This window comes from Hymenobacter terrigena, assembly GCF_054776515.1.
Genome location: NZ_BAAHBU010000002.1, coordinates 1,306,018 through 1,323,627 on the forward strand (window position 1 = coordinate 1,306,018; position 17,610 = coordinate 1,323,627).

Sequence of the window (17,610 nt, forward strand, 5' to 3'; positions counted from 1 at the left end):
TATGCTTTTTATCGGATGGAGCCTTTTCGAACCGCCGATTGTATCTTGCACGCCGGTTGAGCGCCCGCGAAGGCGCGGCGGGCTGGTGTGCTTGTGTTATTCCTGGTTTCTGTCTGTGCGTCATCCGTTACTATACATTGGTTTTTTACTAGCGCTGCTGAGCGGAGCGCTGGCCGTCAGCAATTTGCTGGCTGATGACGGCTCCGGGTCCGCGTCGTGGGCCATCTGGCTGCTGCTGCTGGCCGACCTAGGCACGCTGGCGGTACTGGCCAAGCTGTTTTTCCGTTCGTCGGCCGCGCTGCGCAATGCTACCCCGGCCGCCCTCCGCGAGAGCGAAATGCTGAGCCTGCAGCGTCTGGCCCAGATTGTCCAGCGGGGCCAGACCTCTACCGAAGTGTATGGCATATTACTGGAATCAGCCGTGGAAACCGTGCGGGCCGATGCCGCCTGGCTCGACCTCGACCCCAACCACACCGGTACCGACGACACCAACGCCACTCAGTATTACAATATCACGCCCGAGCAGGCCGAGGCCCTGCGCACGGTCCTGCGCGCCCACCCTTTGGTAGAGGGCGAGTATGTGACGAATGACTTAAACCGTCGCCCCGGCTTTGTAGGTACTGCACAGGCATTTCGCTCACTTATTCAGTTGCCACTGCATGGCCTGCACTTCAACTACGGCACCCTGTATCTGCTGAAAGTAGAGCCTGGCACCTTCAACCGCGAAGACCTCAGCATCCTCCAGACCTTCACCGGCCAGGCAGTGCTCAGCATCGAAAACCTGGAGCTGATGCGGACCTCCCTGGCCAATCAGCGCACTCAGGAAGAGCTGAAAATCGCCTCCCAAGTCCAGGATAGTCTCATCCCGAAGAATCTACCCACCGATAACTGGTTCGAAATCAGCTCGCACTCGCTGGCGGCCAAGGAAGTAGGCGGCGATTTCTACGACTTCCTGCACCTACCGGGCCGGCGGCTGGCCGTCATCATCGGCGATGTGAGTGGCAAGGGCGTGACCGCTGCCTTCCACATGGCCCAGATGAAGGGGATTTTCCACTCGCTGATGCAGGAAAACCCGCTGGCGAAGAACGAGCGCGACAAATTCCCGGTGCCCAGCAAGTTCATGGCCCAGGCCAACACTGCCCTTATCCACTGCCTGGAGAAGTCGTCGTTCATCACCTCTTCGCTCTACATCATTGACTATGAGCAGGGTGGCTTCGTATTTGCCCGCGCCGGGCATTGCCACACGCTTTACTACCACGCCCTGCGCGAGGAGGTTTTTTACTTCGACTCGGCCGGCCTCGGTCTCGGCATCATCCGGAACGAGAGCTACGAGAAGCACATCAAAAACCAGTTTTACGACTACAGCCCCGGCGACGTAATGGTGATTTACACCGATGGCATTGTGGAGGCGCGCGGCGGCTCGGGCACGGACGAATACGGCGAAGACCGCCTCAAGCTGCGCTTAGAGGAAAGTTATTTTCAGGAGGCGGAGGACATTAAAAACTTCATCCTCGACGACCTCAACGCCTTTACCCACGGCCACCCTATCCACGACGACCAGACCCTGCTCGTTATTAAATTCAAGTCGGCCCAACCCCTACCGTAGGCCTGACGTATCGCCCTCATTATGAAAGTTACTGCACAACCCTCCGCCGACACCCTTACCCTCCAGCTCGATGGCGAGCTGGACGCTAGCTCCGCTATTGTGCTTGATACCGAGCTGGCTAAACCCGACATCCTTAGTTACCGCAAAGTCCTGATTGACTGCGCCAAACTCAGCTATATTTCTTCGGCTGGCCTTGGCGTTTTTATTTCGCACCTTCAGCGCTTTCAGGATGCCAACGTGAAGTTGGTATTCTTCAACATGCAGGAAAAAGTATTCAACGTATTTGAAATCCTGGGCCTGGATGCGCTGATGACCATCGTTCCTACCCTCACCGAAGCCGAAGCCGCCTAATTCAGTTAAGGGTTAGGGGTTAAGAGCTAAGAGCCGAATTTGCTTTCATCAGTCAATTCCAATCATTAACTCTTAACCCTTAACGCTTACCCTTTAACTCCTCATGAAATCTGCCCTCCGCATTGCCTGTTCGCGTGCCCACCTGCAACAGGTGCGCGACTTTGTGCGGGATTACCTCAATAGCCGGCAGCTTTCCGAGGTGACGGTGAACCAGGTGGTGCTGGCCGTGGATGAGGTGGTGGCCAACTTCATCATCCACGCCAATGGCGAGGACGAAACCCAGTTTCTGGACCTTACCCTGGCTTTTGACAAGCACGACCTGAACGTGGAGATTGCCGACAACGGCGACACCATTTTCCTGCCCGGCCCCACGGTCAGCCCCGATTTCCACGCCTACATCCAGCAGGGCCGCAAGGGCGGCATGGGCATGACGCTGGTGAACCGGCTCATGGACCGCGTAGAGTTTTTCACCCGTGGCAACCATACGGTATGCCACCTCAGCAAGCACTTGGCATAGGCCCTGCTTTCAGCCCTTATTTCTGAGACCGTTGTGCCGGGCACAACGGTCTTTTTTTTATCCAGCGTATCCGGCAAGGAACTTGCGCCATTCCGCCCGGAAATTAGTTAATTTCGCACCGGTAATTTTATGCCCGCGCCGCTACTTACTACTCGCTTAGCGCTTTTGTCTTCTAACTTTCCCTATGCATAAACGCATTTTGTACGCCGGTGCGGCCGTTGTCACGCTGCTGGCTGGCTGCCAAACCTCCAAACCGGCCGCATCGTCCACCACAGCTTCTACTGCTACCGGCCCGGCCGTCGAAACGCTGGGCACGTACCCGGTGCCGGCCAACGAGTTTGCCTACGTCTACCGGAAAAACAACAGCTCGGCTCCCGACTACGGCACCCGCCAGAGCGTGAGCGACTACCTGGACCTGTACACCAACTTCCGCCTGAAAGTGCTGGAAGCCGAGCAGAAGGGCCTTGATACCACGCAGGCCTTCAAGCGCGAGTTGGAGGGCTACCGCCAGCAGCTGGCCCAGCCCTACCTCACCGAGAAAAGCGTGACCGACCAGTTGGTGCGCGAGGCTTACGACCGCATGGGCCAGGAGGTGAACGCCTCGCACATCCTCGTGCGCGTGGCCCCCGATGCCACGCCGCAGGACACCCTGATTGCGTACCAGAAGATTGAGAAACTGCGTGAGCAGGCGCTGTCGGGCGCCGATTTCGGCCAACTGGCCCGCGCCAACAGCGAAGACCCGTCGGCCAAGGAAAACGGCGGCAAGCTGGGCTACTTCACGGCCATGCAGATGGTGTACCCGTTTGAGTCGGCGGCCTACAAAACGCCCGTGGGGCAGGTGTCGCAGCCCATCCGCACGCGCTTCGGCTACCACATCATCAAGGTGAACGACAAGCGTGCGGCGCAAGGCGAAATCAAGGTGGCCCACCTCATGATTCGCATGAACGCCAACGCCGCCAAGGCCGACTCGCTCACCGCCAAGAAGAAAATCGACGAACTGTACAACCGCCTGAAAAAGGGTGAGAACTGGGACAAGCTCGTGGCCCAGTTTTCGGAAGACGCCGGCTCGGCAGCCAATGGTGGCGAGCTGCCGCCCTTCGGCACTGGCCGCATGATTCCGTCATTCGAGGATGCGGCCTTCAAGCTGCAAAAGCCCGGCGACCTCGCTCCCCCGGTTCAGACGCCTTATGGCTGGCACATCATCAAGCTGATTGAGCGCCAGCCCCTGGCCAAATTCGCCGACATGGAGCCCAGCCTGAAAAGCAAAGTGGCCAAGGATTCCCGCTCAGAGCTCAACAAAGCCGCTTTCCTGAAGCGCGTGCGCCAGGAAGACCAGTTCTCGGAAGTGGCCGCCGCTAAAACCTACGCTCTCAGTAAAGCTGACACGGCGCTGGTGGCCGGCCGCTTCAAATACACAGCCCCCGCGGCTACGATGAAGGCTGCAAAGGGTGCGGCCAACGACAATTCAACCCTTTTCACCATCAAGGGCAAGCCTTATCTGGTGAAGGATTTCCTGGGTTACGTGCAGCAAAACCAGCGGCCCCGCACGGGTGCGCAGCCGGCCTTTGTCATGCAGCAGCTCTACGACCAGTACGTGGAGCAGAGCCTGACGGACTTCGAGAAAAACAGCCTCGACACCAAATATGAGGACTACCGCATGCTGGTGAAGGAGTACCGCGACGGCATCCTGCTCTTCCAATTGATGGATGAGAAGGTGTGGAGCAAGGCCATCGAGGACACCGTGGGCCTGAAGAAATACTTCGCCGACAACCAGGCCAAGTACCAGTGGGACCAGCGCGTGCAGGGCACCGTGGTGAGCGCCGCTACGCCCGCCCTGCTGGCCCGCGTGCAGAAAGAAATGAAAACCGGCCGCTTCCCGCTCACCCGCAACGTACCCCAGAGCGTGGCCTTCAACTTTGGCACCACGCTAAGCAAAGTAGGAAACATGACGCTGGACGATATCAGCAAGCGCATGGCCCAGGATACCAGCATGCAGGTGACCATCACCGGCCGCGTGAAAAAAGGTGAAAAGGCTAGCCTGGCCAGTGCCCGCGCCGATTCGACGGTGCGCCAACTGCGCCGCCGGGGCGTGGCCGCCAGCCGCATTCGCAAGATGGTGCAGGCTAAGCCCGGCACTACCAGTGCGGCACAGGTGGCGCTGTTCAGTGGTAATCCGGTCGCCATCGAGTCGGAGATGAACGACCAGAACCCGCTATCGGTGCAAATCAGCCAGAAGGTATTTCAGAAGGGCGACAACAAGGTGATGGATGAGCTGATGACCAAAGGCCCCGGCACCTACAACGTGCAGAAAGATGGCCGCTACTACGCCGTCACCATCGACCGCACGCTGCCCGCCGGCCCCAAAACTCTGGCCGAAGCCCGCGGTCAGGCCACGTCGGACTACCAGGCCTACCTGGAAAAAGAATGGATTGCCCAGATGCGCGCCGCCCGCCCCGTGAAAGTGAACGAGGCCGAAGTGAGCAAGCTGGTAACCAAGTAATCATTGGGTGAATGAGCGAATGGCTGAATGGGTGAATGACCAATAAACATTCACTCATTCAGCCATTCGCTCATTCACCCAGGGCCGGACTGCAACCTTCCGGGCGGGCTTCGGCTCCTTGTTTTTGTCTGCCAACGGATTTATGGTGAAATTTGTGGGGCCGTTTGGGTGTTAGCCCCGCACGGACCAGGCCGGGGCACCTACTCATCGGCTTTTCAATTCGACTTTATGCTTGTTAATGTGAATCGCGCCGTGGCGTCGGCCCTGCTTACGCTATTGCTGCTACTGGGCTTTGCGCCCGCTTCTCAGGCCCAGTTGGGCATCAGCCGGCCCAAAGGCCAGCAGCTGCTCGACGGCATCATTGTGAAGGTGGACAACCAGATTGTGCTGCGCTCCGAAGTGGAGCTCATCTACGCGCAGGAGGTGGCCCGGGCCGAAGGCAAGGCGCTGCCCCCGGATTTGAAGTGCAAAATCCTGCAAAGCCTGGTGCTGAACAAGCTGATGCTGGCCCGCGCCGACGTCGACTCCGTGACGGTGGAAGACAAGCAGGTGAACAACGAAGTGGACCGCCGCATGGCCTATTTCGCGCAACAGATTGGCTCCGAAAAACGCCTCGAAGAGCAGTACGGCAAGTCCATCAAATCGCTGAAGGACGACCTGCGGCCCCAGATTAAGGACCAGCTCACGCAGCAGAAAATGCAGGAAACCATCACCGGCAAGGTGGCGGTGACGCCGCGCGAGGTGGCGCAGTATTTTACCCGCATTCCGAAAGACAGCCTGCCCTACTTCAGCACTGAGGTGGAAGTAGGCCAGATTGTGGTGCCGGCACAGGTGAACGACAAGGCCAAGCAGGCCGCCATTGCCAAGCTCAATGATATCCGGGCGCAGGTGCTGGCCGGGGCCGACTTTGCCACCCTCGCCAAGGCCAATTCGGAAGACCCCGGTTCAGCTAAGGAAGGCGGTTACCTGGGCTTTTTCAAGCGCGGCGAGCTGGTGCCGGAGTATGAGGCGGCGTCGATGAAGCTGGAGCCGGGGCAGATGTCGCCGGTGGTGCAGTCGCAATTCGGTTTCCACCTCATTCAGTTCATTGAGCGCAAGGGCAACACGTATTCGACGCGCCACATTCTGTTGAAGCCCGAAACCGGTTCGTCTGACATAAGCGCCTCGGCTAAGCTGCTGACCCGCCTGCGCCGCCAGATTTTATCCGACAGCATCACCTTCGCCAAAGCCGCCAAGGATAACTCCTCCGATAAAACCAGCAGCAGCAACGGCGGCCTGCTCGCCAACCGCCAGGACGGCGGCTCGCGCCTGCCGCTGGATAAGCTCGACCCGGCCATCTTCTTCACCATCGACACCATGAAGGTGGGCCACATCACCCCGCCCATGCCCTACCGCACCGACGACGGCAAGGACGCCATGCGCATCCTGTGGCTGAAATCGAACACGCCGCCCCACCAGGCCAACCTGCAGGACGACTACCAGAAAATTGCCGCCGCCGCCCTCAACGAGAAAAAGACGAAGGCGCTGGACGAATGGTTTGCCAAAAACCGCGGCACGGTGTACCTCGAAGTTGAGCCGGAATACGCCCAGTGCAAGGTGCTGGACGCGGTGGAAAAATAACGTTCACAGTCTGTCATCCTGAGCGGAGCGAAGGACCTTATCACGCTTGCACCGTTAGTTTACTACGAGTTGCACTAACGTGATAAGGTCCTTCGCTCCGCTCAGGATGACAGACTTTCTTTCTTCTTCCCATAACTCTCCCGAATGGCTCAATTCCAAAACGACAAAGAAGCCGCCGACGCCCTGGCCGCCTCCTTCCAGAAGCTGCGCCAGGAGATTGGCAAGGTCATCGTGGGGCAGGACGAGGTAGTGCGGCTGGTGCTTACGGCTGTTTTTTCGCAGGGCCACAGCCTGCTGGTGGGCGTGCCCGGACTGGCTAAAACCCTGCTGATTCAGACCATTGCCGACTCGCTGGATTTGTCATTCAACCGCATCCAGTTCACGCCCGATTTGATGCCTTCGGACATCGTAGGCTCGGAAACGATGAACCAGCAGCGGGATTTTCACTTCGTGAAAGGCCCAATTTTCGCCAACATCATTCTGGCCGACGAAATCAACCGGACGCCGCCCAAAACCCAGGCCGCCCTGCTCGAAAGCATGCAGGAGTATGCAGTGACGGTGGCCGGGCAGCGGTACCCGCTCGGCCGCCCGTTCTTCGTACTGGCGACGCAGAACCCCATCGAGCAGGAAGGCACTTACCCCCTGCCCGAGGCGCAGCTCGACCGCTTTATGTTTAACATTGAGTTGGGCTACCCAACCTATGCCGAGGAGCTGAACATCGTGAAGCAAACGACTTCGGACCGCAAACAGACCGTGAACAAGGTGCTCCACGCCGCCGACATTCAGGCTTTCCAGGAGTTGGTTCGCCGCGTGCCGGTGGCCGACAACGTGGTGGAATACGCCGTGGGCCTCGTGCACAAAACCCGCCCCAACACCGAACGCGCCGCCTCGCGCACCAACCAGTTGCTGGAGTGGGGAGCAGGTCCCCGCGCCTCGCAGCACCTCATTGTAGGTGCGAAGTGCAACGCCCTGCTCAACGGCAAGTACTCGCCCGACATTGAGGACGTGCGCGCCGTGGCCGTGCCCATATTGCGCCACCGCCTCGTGCGCAACTTCAAAGCCGAAGCCGAAGGCATCGGCGTGGAGCAGATTGTGAAAGAGTTACTGTAAAGGCTTCGCTGAACGTCATGCAGAGCGTAGCGAAGCATCTTGCCCGCCACCAGTAATCATTTACTGTTGCAGTAAAGGTGCTTCGCTACGCTCTGCATGACGTTCTTTGCAGCCTCATTGCCCCAAGTCCCTAATATGGAAGCCCAAGCCTACTATCAGCAATTTGAGCGCAACGTGCGCATCATCCTCGACGCCCTGGCCGCTGGCCTTGACCTGCGCACCACGGCCCTCGAAACCAGCCTGCCCATCGAAGTCTATGTGCTGTGCGAGGTACTGAACCAAGGCGCCGGCGAGGACTTCACCCTCAGCGCGAGCGGCGTGGCCCGGCTGGCCGAATTCCAGCAGCAATTCATGAAGCACGAAGGCCAGACGCTGGCCGCCATGCTGCGCGTGCTGGCCGATAAGCGCGGCACCATGCGCACGCCCGAAGGCCGGGTACTGGTGAAGGAAATGCTCATCCGCCGCCTCGAATTCTTCAACGAAGCTGCCCGGCAGGTGAACGTGATGCGTACCCAGCAGGCCTTGGGCAGCCCCAGCCAGTACGTGGGCCTGAACAAATAGCCCGTTTAATTTCTTGTGAAAGGGCCGTTTCCGGGCACGGAGGCGGCCCTTTTTCCGTAGTACGCTGTTATGCTGTCCCGCGCCCCGCTCTACACCGAACGCCTCTGCCTGCGCCCCTACGAGTCGGCCGACGCCGACGCGTTCTTCGCGCTGTTGCATGCCGACCGCCCCCGCTTCCAGCCCTCCTTTCCCGACCGCCTGCAGGCCGTGCGCTCCGTGGCAGATGCCGTGGTCTCGTTGCGTGCCTTCGCCGAGGATTGGCGCACCGGGCGCTTCTACGTGTTCGGCATCTGGCACCGCGCCACGGCCGAGTACGTAGGCGACATCTGCCTCATGCCCCAGCAAAAAGGCCAGGCCGAAATTGGCTACTACCTGGCCGCCACCGCCGAGGGCCACGGCTACGCCCGCGAGGCCCTGGCCGCCGTCATCAACTTTGGCTTTGAGGCGGTGGGCAGCCAACGGCTGCTGGTGCGCTGCTTTCTGGGCAATGAGCGCGGGCAAGCCGTGGCTCGCGCGGTGGGCTTCCAGCAAGAGCCGCCGCCCAAGCGCCCGCTCTGGTTCCGCAATTCCGATGTGCTGAGTCAAATCTGCCGTTTCTGGCTGGCGCGGGAATCGTAGCACACAGGCTATTGCCCCACCCGCACGCGCCGGCCCACGTTGCCAAGCAGCCATTCCTGCCGAAAATTGAGGTACACGCCGAACGAGAAATCCATCAGTTGGGCGTTGAAATCGTAGAGCGGCTCGACGCGCACGGTGAGGGCCGCCGCGTCGGAAATGCGGAAGTCGCGCAGCAGCCGCACCAGCAGAATTTTGCGCTGGCGGTCCAGGTAATCGGGGTTCGACACCGTGCGCGAGACACTCTGGTACAAGTCGCCCCCCAGCGGCGCGATGAAGCGCGAGCCCTGCCAGTAGCTCAGCATCACATCGGCATAACGGGTTTCGAGGGTGGTGTTCAGGTACAGGCCCCGGCCGTATTTGAAGGGGTTCTGGCCTTGCGTGGGCGAGTTGTCCTGAAAGCCGAGCACGTAGCCGTTGAAGCGGAAAGCCTGAATTTTTGAATTGTTAAACGAGCGGCGCGCCTCAATCCCGACGGCTTCGTTGAACAAGGTTTGCAGCGGCTTGTCAAGCGTATCAATCTGCCCGCCGTGGTGAATGGCCGTGAATTGGAACGGCACTATTACCTGCCAATTGCTTCCGTCGCTACTGAGCCGGTAGCTGCTGCTAAGGCCGCCCGCAATTTCCTCCTGATAGTTGCTGTAGCGGTACTGCTGCCGCTGCCAGTCCACCCACGCATCTACGAACAGCTTGTTGCCGAGATAACGATACTGCAAGCCTTCTTCCAGTGGGTTTAGCATTACCCGCTCAAAGTTGAAGAGCGGCTCAATGTAATTGTGGTTGAGGTTGGCTCGGATGTTACCCAGAATGAATTGGTGGTGCCCCGTGGTCCAGGTGGCGCGGTACGTGGGCCGCACCTGTTTCAATTGCGGGTTACCAAAATCCTTCCAGAGCAACACGCCGGCTTCGAGGCGCAGGTCTTTATTGGGATAATAGACCAGCTGTGGGTTTAGTTGCGTGCCGAACAGCGTGTAGCCGTCCACAATCTTGTTGAAGTATTCGTTGTCCTTGAAGAAGGTGAAGGCGTTGAGGGAAATGCGCAGGTCCCCACGACGTGCTGGCGAGTACCTCATTGTAGAAACCGTTACTATCCCCAGTGAATCTTCAAAGTCAGGTACTATTTCGTGGTCGCCTCTTTCAGCACCCGGTTCAACTGATGTAAACGCCCGATTATCCAACTGCGCCTGTGCTGTTTCCACTCTAATTAGCACAGCCACAAGCCCAACTAATATTTTTAGATAATTCCTCATATATTTCGCCTCTCAACGGCACCAAATCACTAACCTCTGTGTTAGAAAAAGCCGCCGCAAAACAGCCCATTCGGGGCTTTTGCTAAAGAATAGAATTATTCGATTGCAGCCCGGCCAAAACCGTTAACTTTACCAAACCTAATTCCTTTTTCTCAAACACCCCCTCATGGCACTAGCTACCAAAGCGGCTCCAAAAGCTGACAAAGTTGAAAAAGCGGAGAAAGGCGATATGAACGTCGCTGCCGAAAAAATGAAAGCCCTCCAGCTCACGCTCGACAAGCTGGACAAAGCCTACGGCAAAGGCACGGTCATGAAGCTCTCCGACAACAAGGTGGGCGACATTCCAAGCATCAGCACCGGTTCGCTTTCGCTGGACATTGCCCTCGGTATTGGCGGCGTGCCCCGTGGCCGCGTGATTGAAATCTACGGCCCGGAATCTTCGGGTAAGACCACGCTCACGATGCACATGATTGCTGAAGCGCAGAAGAAAGGCGGTATGGCCGCGTTCATCGACGCCGAGCACGCCTTCGACAAATCCTACGCCGAAAAGTTGGGCATTGACACGAGCAACCTGCTCATCGCCCAGCCCGACAACGGCGAGCAAGCCCTCGAAATCGCCGACCAGCTGATTTCCTCGGGTGCGATTGACATCATCGTCATTGACTCCGTGGCCGCCCTCGTACCGAAAGGCGAACTCGAAGGCGACATGGGCGACTCGAAAGTGGGCCTCCACGCCCGCCTCATGAGCCAGGCCCTGCGCAAGCTCACCGGCACCATCAACAAAACCGGCTGCTGCTGCATCTTCATCAACCAGCTGCGTGAGAAAATCGGCGTGATGTTCGGCTCGCCCGAAACCACCACCGGTGGTAACGCCCTGAAATTCTACGCTTCCGTGCGTCTTGATATCCGCCGCATCGGCCAAATCAAGGAGGACAAGGACAACGTGACCGGCAACCGCACCAAGGTGAAGGTGGTGAAGAACAAAGTAGCGCCACCCTTTAAAGTGGTCGAGTTCGACATCATCTACGGCCAAGGCATTTCGAAAGTCGGTGAGATTGTGGACCTTGGCGTCGACATGGGCATCATCGGCAAGTCGGGTTCGTGGTTCAACTACGGCGACACGAAAATTGGCCAGGGCCGCGAAGCCGTGAAAACCCTGCTGCTCGATAACCCCGAGCTGGCGGCCGAAATCGAAGGTAAAATCCGCACCATGGCCAAGGGCGACGAGGACGTAATTCCCGTCGACATGAGCATCGAGGACGACGGCGAAGACACGCTGTAAGCACCGTTGCGCCTTCCGCAAATAATCCAAAGCCCGTTGCAAATCGCAACGGGCTTTTTTTATGTTCGTACCTTTACCTTAGCTCCGGGGCTGGCATTACGTTTGTCTAGGGTCAGGCCGCCCCTTCTTTTTATTATAGTTATCGATATGACGCGCCGCTGGTTATTTCTTACTCCTGCTATCCTCGCCTTGCTGGCCTCCGCGCAGCTCGCAACGGGCCCGGGCGATGCCGTACGCAGCATTCCACAGTCCAGCTTCGGACGCGGCGAAACCATTAAGTACACCGTGCACTACGGCCTCATCAACGGCGGCGAAGCCACGGTGGAAACGGCGGGCGGCCTGGAGCGCGTCAACGACCGGCCCTGCTACAAAGCCACCGTGAGCGGCAAAACCACCGGCTCGTTCGATTTTTTCCTGCGCATCCGCGACCAGTGGCGCGCCTACATCGACACCACCAGCATCCTGCCCATCCGCGCCCAGCGCGACATTGCCGAGAAGAATTACCGCAAGAAGGAAACCGTCGATTTCGACCACCTACGCGACGTGGTCGAGGTGCAGGACCACAACAAGGACAACCCCAAGCACACCACCGTGAAGGTGGCCAACAACACGCTGGAGCTCGTGAGCGGCTTTTATTACCTGCGCACCCTCAACTTCGACCGCATGAAAGTGGGCGACGTGGTGCGCATGCCCGGCTACTTCGACGGCGACAATTTTATTCTGGACGTGGTGTACAAGGGCCGCGAGGTAGTGGAAACCAAGGCCGGCGACGTGCGCGCCTTCAAGCTGGTGCCCAAGATGCCGAACAACAAGCTGTTTCGGGGCGAAAATGCCATTTCCGTCTACCTCTCCGACGACCGGAACAAGATTCCGGTGCTTTTTCAGGCCGAGATGTTTGTAGGCACCGTGAAGGTGGACATGGTACGCTACCAGGGCCTGAAGTGGAAGCTGAACCTGGCTAATTAAGCCTATCAGGCCGCTCATCCATTCTTCATAACCTATTGCCGGCCTGGCCTAACGGGTTACTTTCGTGGTAGCCATGGATGCCATCCCGCTTCTTATTGTCAATTTTTCCCCGGCTCCGCTCGTGGTGGCGTGCGTGGTGGGCCTGGTGCGGTACCGCCGGTACGAGGCCACGCGGCGCTACTTGGTGTGGCTGTCGTGGCTGGCTTTGCTGGTAACGGCGGTGGCGATGTGGTTTCAGCGTCACCATCGGCCCAACCTGTTTCTGGCCCCCATCGATACCGCCATCGAGTTTACGCTGCTGGGCCTGATGTACCGGCGGGCGCTGTGGCCGCATCCCGTGGCTCGCTACCTGCCGGTGGGCATCGGCCTGTTTGTGGTGGGCACGGCGCTCACGTGCTGGCCCCGGATGGGCACGGTTGAATTCAGTCCCATTCAGCATTTCATCGAGAGCGTGGCCATGCTGGTGCTGGTGGGGCTGTATTATCGGCGCGTGCTCACCACCCTGCCCGTATCCTTGGCACCATTGGAGCGCGAACCCATGTTCTGGGTGTCGGCGGGGGTGCTGCTGTATTTCTCGGCCAATAGCCTGATTTTTCTTACCAGCAACCTGGTCCTGTTTCATTCCAAAGCGCTAAGCCTGAACCTTTGGGCCATTCACGCCCTGTTGTACGCCTTTCTAAATGGGTTCTTCATCGTAGCGCTGTGCCTCCCACCGCAGCGGATACCGGGCGTCACACAATCGTAACATGACGCCGGCCGTCGGGAGCGGTACTTTTGTGGAAACATTGCCTGTCTCGCTTTACCTAAGCCCCCAACGCCGTGACTGCTGCCAAAACGCCCGTGTACAAGATTCTCGTGGTTGATGATGACCCGGACATTGTCGAGTTGCTGGAGTTCAACCTGAAGAAAGAAGGCTACCAAACCGCCTCCGCTTCCGACGGTCGCAAAGCCCTGGACGTAGCCGCCGACTTTCACCCCGACATCATCCTGCTCGACGTGATGATGCCCAACCTCGACGGCATTGCCGCCTGCCGCCTGCTGCGCGAAAATCCCAAGTTCAAGGACACCTACATTCTGTTCCTGACGGCCCGGGCCGAGGAGTTTTCCGAAGTAGCCGCCTTCGAGGCCGGTGCCGATGACTTCATCGCCAAGCCCATCAAGCCGCGCGCCCTGCTCGGCCGCCTGGCCGCCGTGAAGCGCCGCGACCAGGACCCCCACGCCGCCGTGGATGCCATCGATATCAACGGCCTGCGCATCGACCGCACGGCCTTCGCCGTGTATCAGGACGGCAAAAAAATCAGCCTGCCTAAGAAGGAATTCGAGCTGCTGGCCTTCCTGGCCGCCTCGCCTCACAAGGTGTTCAACCGCGAAGAGCTGCTCCAGAACATCTGGGGCAACGACGTGTTTGTGCTGGCCCGCACCGTGGACGTGCACGTGCGCAAAGTGCGCGAGAAAGTGGGCGACCACCACATCCAGACCATCAAGGGCGTGGGCTACAAGTTCAACGCCGACTGAGTTTGGAAGGATGTGCTGACGAAAGCACGTCATGCAGAGCGTAGCCAAGCATCTTGCCCGCAGGCAGTAATTTTATTATTGCACGCAAGATGCTTGGCTACGCTCTGCATGACGTGCTTTTTCAATTATTCACTACACCAATGAACCTCTCCTCTCGCACCATTGCCATCCTCATTGCGCTGCTGGTGGCGGGTGTGCTCACCACGTATGCCCGCATTGGGCCCACGCTGCCATTCCGGGAAGCTTTCCTGGCGGCGGGCATCACGGTGGCGGCTTGTTTTCTGTTGATTTACCTGTCGTTTGAAGCCTTAATTTTTCGCGAAATCAACGGGATTTACGCGGGATTGGAGCACATCAAACGCAAGGAATTCAAGAAGCTAAGCAACAAATTTCTGTTCCGGCCCGAGCCGGTGAAGCGCGTGCGCGACGAAATCCTGCAAATGGCCGAGCGCCGCCAGCAGGAATTGGATGAACTGGTGCGCCTGCAGGCCCTGCGCCGCGAGTTTCTGGCCGACGTATCGCACGAGCTCAAGACCCCGCTTTTTGCCGCCCAGGGCTTCGTGCACACCATTCTCGACGACGAGGACGACGAAATCGACCTGGCCACCCGTCGCAAGTTTCTACGCAAAGCTGCCGCCAGCCTCGATACCCTTGATGCGCTGGTGCAGGACCTGGTCACCATCGCCCAGCTCGAAAAAGGCGTGGTGCGCATGCGCCGCCAGCGCTTCGATTTGATTGTGCTGGTGCGCGAAATCTTCGAGCTGTTGGAGCAGCAGGCCGCCCGGCGCGGCACCCACCTGGAGCTATTCCCGCCCAGCCTGCCCGAAACTGGCTTGCTGGTGGTAGCCGACCGTAACCGCATCCGCCAGGTCCTCATCAACCTGATTGACAATGCCATCAAGTACGGCCGTGATAAAGGACGCGTGGTCGTTTCGCTGGTCGAAAGCGGCCGTTCGGTGCGCATTGCCGTGCGCGACGACGGCGCGGGCATCGCTCCTGAGCACCAAGGCCGCATTTTCGAGCGGTTTTATCGCATTGACAAGAGCCGCTCGCGCGAGTCGGGCGGTTCCGGGCTGGGCCTCGCTATTAGCAAGCACATTGTGGAGGCACACAAGTCCACCATCAAGGTAAAAAGCACCGTGGGCGAAGGCACCACGCTGGAATTCAAGCTGAATAAGCCCAAAAGCGGCGCCGTGGGAAGCGCGGCCTGAGGCCGTCGTACCTTTGTGGCCTCTTATGAAGCTCCCAAATTTCTCCGACCTCGTTATTTTCGAAAACGACGACTACCTCGTTGTCAACAAGCCGCCGTTTCTGGCCACGCTCGATGAGCGGGTGGGTGGGGCGCCCAACATGCTGCGCCTGGCCCGCCAGCACCACGATGACATTCAGGCGGCCCACCGCCTCGACCGCGAAACCAGCGGCGCGCTGGCCTTCGCCAAAAACCCGGCCGCCTACCGCCACCTGGCCATGCAGTTCGAAAACCGGGAAGTGAAAAAGCAATACCACGCCGTGGTATGGGGCACCCCGCAGTTCGACCACCAGCTGGTGGAGCGCAGCATCGAAACCACTTCTCGCGGCAAAGCGCGCCTCGCTTTCAAGGGCAAGCCCGCCGAAACCTACTTCACCACCCTCGAAAACTTCACCCGCCACTCGCTCATCCTCTGCGAGCCCGTCACCGGCCGCATGCACCAGATTCGCCTGCACCTGATGTATTTGCAGGCCCCAATTATTGGCGACAAGGACTACGGCGGGGAGGATTTTTACTTGTCTTCGCTGAAGAAGAAGTTCAATATGAAAGAGGGCGAGGAAGAGCAACCGTTCATCAAACGGTTTGCCCTGCACGCCCTCAAGCTGCAGTTTAGCGGCCTGAACGGCGAAGAAATCAGCGTAGAAGCGCCGTATCCAAAGGATTTTCGGGTGCTGGTGGACACGCTGCGGCAGCTGACGTAACCCCAACGGCCGACGCCACGGCCTGCGCAGCGAGCTTATTTAATTCGCTCAAAAACCGCCAGTTGGCAAATCCCCCGGTCCGGATGGCTGGCGTCCCGAATGATAGAATCCTGCCAGCGCAGGCGGAATGCGGAGTCCTGCTGCAACATTTCCAGCGGAATGTGGGCTTCAGTCCGAGCGTACACGTCGTCCCAGACCACCAGCGAATTCACTGGTAACGTCTCCAGGATGGGGCGCCAGTCCTTGGTTAAAGGCGGGCGGCGGACGGCATCAAACGGGTCGGCCCCAAGCGCGGGGGCCAGGTAGGGAGCCTCAAATGCAATGGGCGGCAGCGGCTGCCCGGCATATGCCTGGTGCAGCCATTCGGCGGCCCGCTGCGCCAGTTCCTGGTCGGGCGCACGGCTGAAATCGCGCGCGGGCCGGATGGCGTTGCGGGCCCCGGTAAACACCCAGCCCACGACCGCCACGGTGGCCACCAGCCGTATGCGCCGGCGAGCTGTTTCGGTGCGGGCCCATTCCGTGAGTAGGGCCAGACCGTTTAAGGCTACCACTGCCGCTAGGGGCGCAATGCCAGCCAGCACCCGCGCCAGCCCTGCCGAATTGAACAAGCCCATGGCCCAGAAGATGGTATGAGCGGCCACAAATACCGTGATGTTGCCATATATCAGCAGCAATTCGGCGGGAAACAATGGGAATTCGCGCCGGGCCGGTTGGCCCAGGTCGCGCACCATGCGGGCACCTCCCAGCCCAAACAAAACCGTGAGCACCCAGCCCAGCAGATTGGGAATGTTACGCAGAAAGTGGTTCCACTCGCCGTGCCCATACCCCGACACCGTACCGTACGGATTGTGCCCAAACACCCAGCCCAATTCGCCGAAAGCCAGCCCACCAATCACCGTGTACAGCACATACCCTAGCAGCAGCAGCGGCAAGCTGCGCCATTGCCGCTGCCACGCCAGGTACACGACCCAAATGCCAATCAGGATAAAGCCCTCGGAGCGGGCAAACGGCAGAAACGAAACCACCGCTGCCGACCACCCCGGCCGGCCGGCCACGGCCAGCCACACCGCCGCCACCAGCACCAACCCAAACAGCGGCTCGGTGAGGCCGGAAAACTGAATCAGGAAATAATCGGGGGCCGCGTAGGCGAACAAAATGGCCAACTCCGGCGCGGGCAGGCGCAACGCCTGCGCAATTCGAAAAGCGCACCAGGCCGAAGCCGCTACCACCACACACTGAAACGCCTTCATCCCCATAAAGCCAGCCTGCGCCGGCCCGGCCGCCAGCAGCGTAAGCAGCGGCTTGGCCCATGAATCCAGAAAATTGAGCGGGTGCGCGAATGCGTAGCGGGCAAACAGGTAATGATTGATGCTATCGCCGGAATCATGCGTGCCTTTGGTGAAAAAGGCCACGATGAGAGATACGGCGAACAGCCCAGCCAGCAGCAGCCGGGCGCGGCGGATAGAAATAGTGGAAACCGGCACAGCGGCAGTGGAAAGTATAGGCATGGCAGACCGTAAAAGTACGCCTGCACCCAAGGAACCGCTACTTAATCCTTTACGTCCCCTCATCGGTTGGCAGTCGGGACGGTAGCGTTAAATATAAATTTCGAATCCTGCTGAACGGCTCGCCACAAGCTTTCCCAGAAAAACTACTGCGCCACGTTTGCCTATTTCCCGATAAATCAGTACCTTTGTGTCCGTTTTTCCCGAAGCCCTAGCGGCTCCGTACTCTTATTCAATAGTTTAGCATACCTTTTTTTCGACT

General features: G+C 59.0%; 16 protein-coding genes. 14 read left to right on the plus strand and 2 right to left on the minus strand.

Annotated features, from left to right (window positions below; genetic code table 11):
* Positions 1–115 precede the first annotated feature (115 nt).
* The 8 genes from ACYU7Q_RS12330 to ACYU7Q_RS12365 all read left to right on the plus strand — a co-directional run bounded on the left by ACYU7Q_RS12330 (position 116) and on the right by ACYU7Q_RS12365 (position 8,883).
* Complete coding sequence (locus tag ACYU7Q_RS12330) at positions 116–1,606, plus strand: PP2C family protein-serine/threonine phosphatase (protein WP_460609728.1); 1,491 nt, start codon at positions 116–118, stop codon at positions 1,604–1,606.
* A 21-nt stretch (positions 1,607–1,627) separates the two neighbouring features.
* Positions 1,628–1,957 carry an STAS domain-containing protein gene (locus tag ACYU7Q_RS12335; protein ID WP_460609729.1) on the plus strand — a complete coding sequence of 110 codons (330 nt, stop codon included), beginning with the start codon at positions 1,628–1,630 and terminating at the stop codon, positions 1,955–1,957.
* A gap of 103 nt (positions 1,958–2,060) precedes the next feature.
* Entirely contained in the window at positions 2,061–2,474 is a 414-nt protein-coding gene (locus ACYU7Q_RS12340; RefSeq protein WP_460609730.1) for an ATP-binding protein, read from the plus strand.
* A 184-nt stretch (positions 2,475–2,658) separates the two neighbouring features.
* A complete protein-coding gene (locus ACYU7Q_RS12345; RefSeq protein ID WP_460609731.1) occupies positions 2,659–4,974 on the plus strand; it encodes a peptidylprolyl isomerase in 2,316 nt (771 codons plus the stop codon).
* 228 nt (positions 4,975–5,202) lie between these two features.
* The gene (locus tag ACYU7Q_RS12350; protein WP_460609732.1) at positions 5,203–6,594 is read left to right on the plus strand and encodes a peptidylprolyl isomerase; all 1,392 of its coding nucleotides are present in this window, start codon (positions 5,203–5,205) and stop codon (positions 6,592–6,594) included.
* A 144-nt stretch (positions 6,595–6,738) separates the two neighbouring features.
* On the plus strand, positions 6,739–7,704 hold the full coding sequence (locus ACYU7Q_RS12355) for an AAA family ATPase (RefSeq protein ID WP_460609733.1): 966 nt from the start codon (positions 6,739–6,741) through the stop codon (positions 7,702–7,704).
* A 135-nt stretch (positions 7,705–7,839) separates the two neighbouring features.
* Positions 7,840–8,265, plus strand: coding sequence for a hypothetical protein (locus ACYU7Q_RS12360; RefSeq protein ID WP_460609734.1), 426 nt, complete (start codon positions 7,840–7,842; stop codon positions 8,263–8,265).
* Between the two features lie 69 nt (positions 8,266–8,334).
* Positions 8,335–8,883 carry a GNAT family N-acetyltransferase gene (locus ACYU7Q_RS12365; protein ID WP_460609735.1) on the plus strand — a complete coding sequence of 183 codons (549 nt, stop codon included), beginning with the start codon at positions 8,335–8,337 and terminating at the stop codon, positions 8,881–8,883.
* 8 nt (positions 8,884–8,891) lie between these two features.
* Here ACYU7Q_RS12365 and ACYU7Q_RS12370 read toward each other — a convergent pair whose 3' ends face one another.
* Entirely contained in the window at positions 8,892–9,953 is a 1,062-nt protein-coding gene (locus ACYU7Q_RS12370) for a hypothetical protein (protein ID WP_460609736.1), read from the minus strand.
* Positions 9,954–10,359: 406 nt separating this feature from the next.
* Between ACYU7Q_RS12370 and recA the strand changes: the two genes are divergently transcribed.
* The 6 genes from recA to ACYU7Q_RS12400 all read left to right on the plus strand — a co-directional run bounded on the left by recA (position 10,360) and on the right by ACYU7Q_RS12400 (position 15,843).
* Positions 10,360–11,412, plus strand: coding sequence for a recombinase RecA (gene recA / locus ACYU7Q_RS12375; protein WP_460609890.1), 1,053 nt, complete (start codon positions 10,360–10,362; stop codon positions 11,410–11,412).
* 147 nt (positions 11,413–11,559) lie between these two features.
* Positions 11,560–12,378, plus strand: a complete 819-nt coding sequence (locus tag ACYU7Q_RS12380) for a DUF3108 domain-containing protein (protein ID WP_460609737.1) — start codon at positions 11,560–11,562, stop codon at positions 12,376–12,378.
* A gap of 73 nt (positions 12,379–12,451) precedes the next feature.
* A complete protein-coding gene (locus tag ACYU7Q_RS12385) occupies positions 12,452–13,123 on the plus strand; it encodes a hypothetical protein (protein WP_460609738.1) in 672 nt (223 codons plus the stop codon).
* 74 nt (positions 13,124–13,197) lie between these two features.
* Positions 13,198–13,893 carry a response regulator transcription factor gene (locus tag ACYU7Q_RS12390; protein ID WP_460609739.1) on the plus strand — a complete coding sequence of 232 codons (696 nt, stop codon included), beginning with the start codon at positions 13,198–13,200 and terminating at the stop codon, positions 13,891–13,893.
* A gap of 140 nt (positions 13,894–14,033) precedes the next feature.
* Entirely contained in the window at positions 14,034–15,104 is a 1,071-nt protein-coding gene (locus ACYU7Q_RS12395) for a sensor histidine kinase (RefSeq protein WP_460609740.1), read from the plus strand.
* 25 nt (positions 15,105–15,129) lie between these two features.
* Positions 15,130–15,843 (plus strand): RluA family pseudouridine synthase, encoded by a 714-nt coding sequence (locus tag ACYU7Q_RS12400; RefSeq protein ID WP_460609741.1) that lies wholly within the window; start codon positions 15,130–15,132, stop codon positions 15,841–15,843.
* 35 nt (positions 15,844–15,878) lie between these two features.
* On the opposite strand, the gene ACYU7Q_RS12405 is transcribed toward ACYU7Q_RS12400, so the two are convergent.
* Positions 15,879–17,351: a hypothetical protein gene (locus tag ACYU7Q_RS12405; protein ID WP_460609742.1), complete on the minus strand. Its 1,473-nt coding sequence runs from the start codon at positions 17,349–17,351 to the stop codon at positions 15,879–15,881.
* Between the last annotated feature and the right edge of the window lie 259 nt (positions 17,352–17,610).

Bases quoted from the DNA above. Each gene is read 5' to 3' on its own strand.
- ACYU7Q_RS12345 (WP_460609731.1), top strand. From the start codon at position 2,659: ATGCATAAACGCATTTTGTACGCCGGTGCGGCCGTTGTCACGCTGCTG.
- recA (WP_460609890.1), top strand. From the start codon at position 10,360: ATGAACGTCGCTGCCGAAAAAATGAAAGCCCTCCAGCTCACGCTCGAC.
- ACYU7Q_RS12355 (WP_460609733.1), top strand. From the start codon at position 6,739: ATGGCTCAATTCCAAAACGACAAAGAAGCCGCCGACGCCCTGGCCGCC.
- ACYU7Q_RS12370 (WP_460609736.1), bottom strand. From the start codon at position 9,953: ATGAGGTACTCGCCAGCACGTCGTGGGGACCTGCGCATTTCCCTCAAC.
- ACYU7Q_RS12385 (WP_460609738.1), top strand. From the start codon at position 12,452: ATGGATGCCATCCCGCTTCTTATTGTCAATTTTTCCCCGGCTCCGCTC.
- ACYU7Q_RS12350 (WP_460609732.1), top strand. From the start codon at position 5,203: ATGCTTGTTAATGTGAATCGCGCCGTGGCGTCGGCCCTGCTTACGCTA.
- ACYU7Q_RS12395 (WP_460609740.1), top strand. From the start codon at position 14,034: ATGAACCTCTCCTCTCGCACCATTGCCATCCTCATTGCGCTGCTGGTG.
- ACYU7Q_RS12365 (WP_460609735.1), top strand. From the start codon at position 8,335: ATGCTGTCCCGCGCCCCGCTCTACACCGAACGCCTCTGCCTGCGCCCC.
- ACYU7Q_RS12340 (WP_460609730.1), top strand. From the start codon at position 2,061: ATGAAATCTGCCCTCCGCATTGCCTGTTCGCGTGCCCACCTGCAACAG.
- ACYU7Q_RS12400 (WP_460609741.1), top strand. From the start codon at position 15,130: ATGAAGCTCCCAAATTTCTCCGACCTCGTTATTTTCGAAAACGACGAC.
- ACYU7Q_RS12405 (WP_460609742.1), bottom strand. From the start codon at position 17,351: ATGCCTATACTTTCCACTGCCGCTGTGCCGGTTTCCACTATTTCTATC.
- ACYU7Q_RS12380 (WP_460609737.1), top strand. From the start codon at position 11,560: ATGACGCGCCGCTGGTTATTTCTTACTCCTGCTATCCTCGCCTTGCTG.
- ACYU7Q_RS12335 (WP_460609729.1), top strand. From the start codon at position 1,628: ATGAAAGTTACTGCACAACCCTCCGCCGACACCCTTACCCTCCAGCTC.
- ACYU7Q_RS12360 (WP_460609734.1), top strand. From the start codon at position 7,840: ATGGAAGCCCAAGCCTACTATCAGCAATTTGAGCGCAACGTGCGCATC.